Raw genomic sequence first — 7,943 nt, forward strand, 5'->3', positions numbered from 1 at the left:
GATGGTCGGCGTCCGCGTCGCCTCGCGCAGCGGCGCCGGCCTCAGCCTCGACCAGGTCATCGCGCGCAACCTGATGCGCGAGATCGAGGTGTTCCTGCCGCTGTCGATCCTGGCGGCGCGCGGCAGCGCCGGCGTCGCCGACACGCTGTCGACCATCTTCGGCCTGGTGTGGGCGCTGCTGTTCTCCTTATTCCCGCTCTTCAACCGCGACCGGCTGCGGATTGGCGACCTGCTCGCCGGAACCTGGGTGGTCGAGGCGCCGAAGGTGGCGCTGCTCGAGGATCTGTCGCTGCGCAAGGATCCGGTCGCGACCCGCTTCCAGTTCAGCGCCGCGCAGCTCGACGCCTATGGCATCGCCGAGCTGCACAAGCTGGAGGAAGTGCTGCGCCGCGACGACTATTTCGCGATGAAAGCGGTGGCGGAAACGATAGGCCGCAAGATCGGCGCCAGGGTCGAGCCGGTCGATTCACGGGCATTCCTCACCGCCTATTACGGCGAGCTGCGCGCGCACCTGGAGCGCAAGCTGCTGCTGGGCAATCGGAAGGCGGACAAGTACGCGCGGTAGACGCCTAAGCGAGGGAATGATGAGTTCGTTGCCCGAATTCGAACTTCAGGAAATGGAATCGCGGGCGGCCGCAGCCTGCCCCGGACCGTGGAAATCTTGGGACGAAGGTCGGGATTTCGACGGAGGATCCAACTTCATCCAGACCGGCAACGGCGCAGAGCGCGGCGAAGACATTGAAAGGTCCGGTGCGACCGTCGCGGAGCAAGATTTCATTGCGGCTGCGCGGCAGGACGTTCCTCGCCTGGTCGCGGAAGTGCGCCGGCTGCGCGCACTTCTTAATCAGACCGGATAGAGCCTCAGCGCCCCGCCTACCCCACCCATTTTTCATAATCCGACACCAGAAGGTGAACCGGCGCCACATCCTCCTCGACGTTGGAGAAGCGGCCGATCGGATCGCGGAAGACGTTGTCGGTGAGGTCGTCATTGACGGTCGAGACCTCGCCGATCAGCACGTCCTTGCCCTCGGCCCAGAAGGCGTGCCAGACGCCCGGCAGCAGCGTCACGCTCTGGCCCGGGTCGAGCTTCAGGAGCCCGCCGGCGGGCAATCTGGTGATGGTGCCGTCGACCGGTACCGACACTTCGGCCTTCGGGTCGATGCCGCCGTCGCGGTCGTGCATGAACAATTCCAGCACCAGCTTGCCGCCGCCGCGGTTGATGATGTCCTCGGCCTTGATGTTGTGGCGGTGCATGGGCGACAGCTGGTCCTTGCGCGAGATCATGATCTTCTCGGCGTAGAGCATGCCCATGCCGAGCTTCATGTCCGCGTAGCGGCCGTTGCGGACGGTAAAAAGGAAGAGACCAAGCTCATCGAACTTCTCCTGGCCGTAGTCGGTGATGTCCCAGCCGAGACGCGAGCTGAAAATGGCCGAAGAGTCCGCCTTGTGCGCCTTCATCTCTTCCGGCGACCAGTAGGCGAAGGGCGGCATGATGTAGCCGAACGAGCGGATGAAGGCGTCGGCTTCGCGGATGATGTCGTTGATTTTGGAGCGCTTCATGGTCGTTTTCCTTCCGGCCGCTGCCTGCTGAAATCTGCCAACCCGAATATCGCAATGCCGGTCCGCTGTCGACGCAAACTGACGGCTCTGGCCCCGTGACATCCGGCCCGATCAAGCCCATAACCCCAACGGGTTTTTGATTGCGCATGTCTTTATCCCGAAACCGGTTCCCACTTTCGGGAGACATGCTTTTGAACGGTGATCTTCATGGCAAGCATAGACGATCTCGACACGCCGGCGATCCTGATCGACGCGGCCCGCGCCGAAGCCAACATCGCAAAGGCGCAGGCGCATGCCGACCGCCACGGGCTGAAGCTCCGCCCGCATATCAAGACGCACAAGCTGCCCTACTGGGCGAAGAAGCAGGTCGCGGCTGGCGCGGTCGGCATAACCTGCCAGAAGATCGGCGAGGCCGAGGTGATGGCCGATGCCGGGCTTGAGGACATTTTCCTGCCCTACAACATTCTCGGCCGCGCCAAGCTGGAGCGGCTGAAGGCACTGCATGGCCGCGTCGCGCTGTCGGTCACGGCGGACAGCCACGAAACGCTGGCAGGGCTAGCCGCGACCTTCACCGATACCGGCCACCCGCTGCCGGTGCTGGTCGAATGCGACACCGGCATGGGCCGCTGCGGCGTGCAGAGCCCGGCCGAAGCGGTTGCACTGGCGAAAGTGATCGACCAGGCCAAGGGCCTGACCTTCGGCGGGCTGATGACTTATCCGGCGGCGGGCCGCGCCGCCGAAGCCGAGGCGTGGCTGCGGAACGCGCGCGAGACGCTTGCGGCGGCCGGGCTCGAATGCCGGCGCATCTCCAGCGGAGGCACGCCGGACATGTGGCGCTCGGGCGAGGACAGCGTCGTCACCGAATATAGGCCCGGCACCTACATCTATCTCGACCGCTACCAGGTCGCCAAAGGCGTCGGCACGCTCGACGATTGCGCGCTGACGGTGCTGGCCACCGTGGTCAGCCACCCGACGCCCTTCCGCGCCATCCTCGACAGCGGCAGCAAGGCTTTGTCCTCCGATACGCTAGGACTGCCGGATTTCGGCGAGCTGCTCGGCGTGCCCAGCGCGCGAGTAACTGGACTGAGCGAGGAGCACGGCAACGTCACGCTTTCAGACGGCGGCGCCCTGCGCATTGGCGAGCGCGTGCGCGTGGTTCCCGATCATTGCTGCGTGGTGACGAATTTGTTCGACCAGGTGCATCTGATCGACGGCGACAAGGTGCTGGAAACGCTGCCGGTGGCGGCGCGGGGGAAGATGGCTTGAGGATCCTGAGACGCACGCAGATGTTTTAAGTTCGTCTAGGCTGGCGGGACAGCGCCCCCCGTGTCCTGCCGGACATCTCCCCCACTTTGGGGGGAGATTGGCGGCTCGGGCGTCGCGCCCTCCTCCAAACGCTGAAAGTTGCCGAAAGCAATCGCACCATCCTTGTGGGGGAGATGTCCGGCAGGACAGAGGGGGGCGAGAAGGAACGCGACAGACCGCTATTGGTCGAAAATCTACTGCCGTTCCGCCTGCCGCGCCGCAACCCTGCGCATCGCGATCACGCGGCGCCTGAAAATCTCCGTGCGGATCGCCATCAGGTGCAGCGCGAAGAACAGCACGGTGAAGCCAAGCGCCATCACGGCGAGCGGCCACAGCATCGAAGGGTCGATGGTCGGGCCGCCGAGGCGGAAGACCGAGGCCGACTGGTGCAGCGTGTTCCACCAATCGACCGAGAATTTGATGATCGGGATGTTGATGAAGCCGACCAGCGTGATGATGGCGGCGGCCCAGGCGGCGCGGCCGGCGTCGTCCAGTGCGCGGGTCAGCGCGATAATCCCAAGATACATGAGGAAAAGCACGAAGACCGAGGTCAGCCGAGCGTCCCACACCCACCAGGTGCCCCACATCGGCTTGCCCCAGATCGAGCCGGTGATCAGCGCGAGCGCGGTGAAGGTGGCGCCGATCGGAGCCGCTGCCTTCAGCGCCACGTCGGCCAGCGGGTGGCGCCAGACCAGCGTGCCGAGCGCCGAGATCGCCATGATGGTGTAGCACATCATCGCAAGCCAGGCGAAAGGCACGTGGATGTACATGATGCGCACCGTGATGCCCTGCTGGAAATCCTCCGGCGCGGTGAAGCTCATATAGAGGCCGACGCCGAGCAGTATCGCCGCGGTCGCCGCGAGCCACGGAATAACCTTGTCGGCCAGCCCGACGAAGCGCGTCGGGTTGGCGAGATCGATCCAGCCGGCGAGGCGTGAGGTGGTGTCGCTCATGCCGATCTAAATAGACCGGCGATGCATCAGGGGCAATCGGACGGTTGTCGCACTCTCTCCTTCTCCCCTTGTGAGAGAAGGTGGATCGGCGCGCGAGCGCCGAGACGGATAGGGTGCGCGACGGAGTGAGACGCTGATCTTCCTGGAACACCTTCATCTGTCGCCTGCGGCGACACCTTGTCCCACAGGGAAGAAAGCTTACGCCGCTTCCGTCACCGGACGGCTGAGGCGACGGACCTCCTCGTCGTTGAGCAGGCCGCCGGCGCGCAGCAGGGCTGCGAAGCGGCCGTTGCGCAGCGACAGCTCGGTGAAGCCGCCGTATTCGACCACCTTGCCCTTGTCCATGAAGACGACCAAGTCGGCGTCGCGCACGGTGGTCAGGCGGTGGGCGATGATGAAGGTCGTGCGGTTGCGGCGCAGTTCGTCGATCGCTTCCTTGACTCGGTCCTCGGTCTCGACGTCGAGCGCGCTGGTCGCCTCGTCGAGCACCAGGATCGGCGCATCCTTCAGCACGGCGCGGGCGATGGCGATGCGCTGGCGCTCGCCGCCCGAGAGCTGGCCGCCGCGCTCGCCGACGACGGTGTCGTAGCCGCTGCTCTTGGCCAGGATGAAGTCCTGTGCGGCGGCGGCATTGGCGGCGGCGTGCACCTCGTCATTGCTCGCATCGGCGCGGCCGACCCGGATGTTATCCTCGATCGAGCGGTTGAGCAGGCCGGCGTCCTGGAAGACGGTGGCGATCGAGTGGCGCAGCGACTTGCGGGTCACCGTGCGAGTGTCGATGCCGTCGATCAGGATGCGGCCGCTGGACGGCGTGAACACGCGCTGCAGCAGGTTGATAAGCGTCGTCTTGCCGGCGCCGGTCGGGCCGACGATGGCGACGGTCTTGCCGGCCGGCACCTCGAAGGAGACATTCTCGATACCATGGCCCGAATTCGCGAACTCGAAGCTGACGTCCTCGAAGCGCACACGGCCGGTGACGTTGGTCAACTCGCGCAGGCCGTCCGGCTCGGCGGTTTCGGCGGCCGAGTCCTCGAGGCGATAGAAATCCTCGAGCTTGGCGCGGGCCTCGGAAATCTGCGTCGTGAAGGCCGACATCTGGTCGAGACGGGCGATCAGCATTCCGGCAAAGCCGGTGAAGGCGACGACGTCTCCGACACGGAGCTGGCCACGGGTGACGAGATAAGCCCCAATCGAGAGCACGATCATCATCGAGATGGTCGACGACAGGCGGTTCAGCGCATTGGCGATAGCCCACCAGTCGAGCACCGGGTTCTGCGCGTCGAGCAGGTCCTTGACGTAGCGCTTCAGCGTCGCGGTCTCATGGCCGATGCGGTTATAGCTCTGCAGCACGGCGACGTTGCTGACGCTGTCGGTCACATGGGCAAAGACGGTGTGGTAGTGGCGCTCGACGGCGGTCTGCCCCGACTTGGTACGGCGCATGACGATACGGCCGATTCCGACGTAAAGCACGCCGAGGCCCAGCAGCACGATGGACATGCGGATGTCCATGGAAAGCGCGGTCGGCACCAGCAGCACCAGCGCAATGGCCGTCGAGAGATGCACGCGCATGAATTCGAGCCACAGGCTGAACAGGGTTTCGACGGCGCGCAGCAGCGTGTGCAGCGAATTGGACGTGCCGCGCTGGTGATGCCAAGCGAGCGGCATGGTGATGACGCGCTCGAAGGACTGGCACAGCACTTCCGAACGCCGGGCATGGGCGAAGCGGTCGGCGCCGCGCGACACCAGCACGAAAGCTATGACATTGAAGACACCGAGAGCGGCCCAGACGGCGAGCGTCGAAAACACCGGACCTTTTTCGGAAATGGCGCCGATCACCCGGCCCAAAAGGATCGGCTCGAGAATGGCGATCGCGGCAAGCGCGACGTTGGCGCCGCAGATCAGCGCGACGCGCTTCTTGTCCGCAGCCAGATAACTCAGCGCTCTAAAGTAGATCTGCAGAAGTGACACTTCAGCTACTCCGCCAAACTCTTGTCCGTGCTCAATGTCGGTATTGTGCGCCGCACCATTTTTTGACACGTACCGGTTTATGTGTCGCGAAACAATGCGTCGTCTATCCCTTCCGTTCCGATTTAGCGAACAAAAGATGACGACGGTGCGAAATCTGACGTGATCACCTAACGGTTTGAGATAAAAGGTGAAATGTCAGCCTTGCGGCAAAACAATGGCACCTGCCCAGCGCTGCCACATTTTTAATCACTTGCGCTTGCTTAGCCGTGCCTGAAGCAGCGTGGGCGCACGCTGCCCGGCCCATTGGCAAAGTAAAACGCCAAGCTCGGCCGCGCATCCCGAGAGATGCGCGGCCTGCAAGGCAAACCGTTGATCCTACGCAGGTATCTTGACGACGACGTCGGTCATCTCGCCGGCCCTCGGTTCGAAAGACCCTGATTTGGTCTTCGAACCATTGACTTCAAGCGCGATCGACTTGGTCTTTTTGTCGCGGATGACGCGAACCTTGATTTCGCCGCCGAACATCTTGAGTGTGGCGGCGTAGCCGTCCCAATGGCCGGGCAGCTTCGGCCTAAACGTGATCTGCTTGCCGCGCCGCTCGATGCCGAGGATTCCTTCCACCGCGGCCCGGTAGAGCCAGCCGGCCGACCCCGTATACCAGGTCCAGCCGCCGCGGCCGCCTTTTCCTTCGCCGGCGTAGATGTCCGCCGCCACGACGTAAGGCTCGACGCGGTAATGCTCGGCCGCCGCCTCGTCCGAGGCGTGGTTGACCGGGTTCAGCATCGAGAAGCAGCGATAAGCCTCGTCGGTGCGTCCCATCTCGGCCAGCGCGATGACGAACCAGGTGGCGGCATGGGTGTACTGGCCGCCGTTCTCGCGCACGCCCGGCGGGTAGCTCTTGATATAGCCGGGATCCTTGTCGCTGTTCGAGAAGGGCGGCGTGAACAGCTTGACGATCTTGTGCTTGTCGTCGACGAGCATCTTCGTCGCCTGTTCCATGGCCGTGGTCGAGCGGGCAGGATCCCCCTCGCCCGACAGCACGCTCCAGGACTGGGCGATGGAGTCGATCTTGCACTCATCCGAATTGCGGGAGCCAAGCGGCGTGCCGTCGTCGAAGCTGCCGCGCCGGTACCACTGGCCGTCCCAGGCCGTGCTCTCCAGCGCCCGCTTCAGCAGGTCCGCGTGCTTCGTCCAGGCCTGCGCCCGCTTGCCATCGCTCTGTCCCTTGGCGATGGGGGCGAAGTCACCCAGCGTCTTCAGCAGGAACCAGCCTAGCCAGACGCTTTCGCCCTTGCCGCCCTCGCCGACACGGTTCATGCCGTCGTTCCAGTCGCCGCCGAGGATCAGCGGCAGGCCGGCCGGGCTGCTGCGCTTGATGGCCAGATCGAGCGCCCGCGCGCAGTGCTCGTAAAGCGAGGCTGTGGTCTTGGTGATCTCGGGCGTGAAGAAGGCGTCGTGCTCCCCCTCGCCAAGCTCCTGCCCGTCGATGAACGGTATCTGCTCCTTGAGGATGGCGGCATCGCCCGTCACCTCGATGTAGCGGGCCGTCGCGTGCGCCAGCCACACGACATCGTCCGAGATCATGGTGCGCACGCCGGCATCGGTGCGGGGCAGCCACCAGTGCTGCACGTCGCCCTCCTGGAACTGCCGGCGGGCGGCGTTGAGAATCTGGTCGCGCGCCAGCTTCGGATCATGCGCCAGCAAGGCCAGCGTATCCTGCAACTGGTCGCGGAAGCCGAAGGCGCCGCTCGCCTGGTAGAAGGCCGACCGCGCGCGGATGCGGCAGGCCAGGCTCTGGTAGGGCAGCCAGTGGTTGACCATGGCGTTGAGCGCCTTGTCCGGCGTTTCGACCTGAATGGTGTCGAGGAAGCCCCGCCAGACGCACTCATTGTCGGCCAGACGCCGGTCGAAATCCTTGTCCCTGTGGGTCTGGACCAGGGCGCTCGCCTCGGCGGCCGTGGCGGCGTCGCCAAGCAGCCAGAACAGCGTCACGTCGCCGCCGGCCGGGATGTCGATGTCGCTGGCGATCACCGCGCACGGATCGTCGCCTGCCTCGACGCGGCCGGACAAAGCAACTCCGCCAAGCACGGCCTGCGGATATTCGGTCGTGCCGTGCCTGCCGACGAACTCGCCGCGGTCGGCGGTCACCGAATGAAC

6 protein-coding genes and 1 pseudogene are annotated in these 7,943 nt (G+C 64.7%); 3 read left to right on the forward strand and 4 right to left on the reverse strand.

Annotation, left to right across the window (positions count from 1 at the left end; all coding sequences use genetic code 11):
• On the forward strand, positions 1-565 hold a 565-nt coding region (locus EOA75_RS24915; RefSeq protein WP_164747542.1), incomplete at its 5' end, for an RDD family protein.
• Positions 566-584: 19 nt separating this feature from the next.
• Entirely contained in the window at positions 585-857 is a 273-nt protein-coding gene (locus EOA75_RS24920) for a hypothetical protein (protein WP_164747543.1), read from the forward strand.
• 16 nt (positions 858-873) lie between these two features.
• Here EOA75_RS24920 and EOA75_RS24925 read toward each other — a convergent pair whose 3' ends face one another.
• The gene (locus EOA75_RS24925) at positions 874-1,560 is read right to left on the reverse strand and encodes a D-lyxose/D-mannose family sugar isomerase (protein ID WP_067000552.1); all 687 of its coding nucleotides are present in this window, start codon (positions 1,558-1,560) and stop codon (positions 874-876) included.
• A 207-nt stretch (positions 1,561-1,767) separates the two neighbouring features.
• Here EOA75_RS24925 and EOA75_RS24930 point away from each other — a divergent pair, with 207 nt between their 5' ends.
• The gene (locus EOA75_RS24930) at positions 1,768-2,826 is read left to right on the forward strand and encodes a D-TA family PLP-dependent enzyme (RefSeq protein WP_127325407.1); all 1,059 of its coding nucleotides are present in this window, start codon (positions 1,768-1,770) and stop codon (positions 2,824-2,826) included.
• A 233-nt stretch (positions 2,827-3,059) separates the two neighbouring features.
• Here EOA75_RS24930 and EOA75_RS24935 read toward each other — a convergent pair whose 3' ends face one another.
• The 3 genes and pseudogenes from EOA75_RS24935 to EOA75_RS24945 all read right to left on the reverse strand — a co-directional run.
• Complete coding sequence (locus EOA75_RS24935; RefSeq protein ID WP_127325408.1) at positions 3,060-3,818, reverse strand: heme ABC transporter permease; 759 nt, start codon at positions 3,816-3,818, stop codon at positions 3,060-3,062.
• Positions 3,819-4,016: 198 nt separating this feature from the next.
• Positions 4,017-5,786 carry a glucan ABC transporter ATP-binding protein/ permease gene (locus EOA75_RS24940; RefSeq protein WP_067000546.1) on the reverse strand — a complete coding sequence of 590 codons (1,770 nt, stop codon included), beginning with the start codon at positions 5,784-5,786 and terminating at the stop codon, positions 4,017-4,019.
• Between the two features lie 375 nt (positions 5,787-6,161).
• Positions 6,162-7,943 (reverse strand): annotated as a pseudogene (locus EOA75_RS24945) (protein ndvB); the annotation flags it as partial.

The sequence above is a fragment of the Mesorhizobium sp. M1A.F.Ca.IN.022.07.1.1 genome (assembly GCF_003997575.1).
Taxonomy (GTDB): Bacteria; Pseudomonadota; Alphaproteobacteria; order Rhizobiales; family Rhizobiaceae; genus Mesorhizobium.

Coding starts and splice junctions, on each gene's coding strand:
- EOA75_RS24920 (WP_164747543.1), top strand. CDS start 585: ATGAGTTCGTTGCCCGAATTCGAACTTCAGGAAATGGAATCGCGGGCG.
- EOA75_RS24925 (WP_067000552.1), bottom strand. CDS start 1,560: ATGAAGCGCTCCAAAATCAACGACATCATCCGCGAAGCCGACGCCTTC.
- EOA75_RS24930 (WP_127325407.1), top strand. CDS start 1,768: ATGGCAAGCATAGACGATCTCGACACGCCGGCGATCCTGATCGACGCG.
- EOA75_RS24935 (WP_127325408.1), bottom strand. CDS start 3,818: ATGAGCGACACCACCTCACGCCTCGCCGGCTGGATCGATCTCGCCAAC.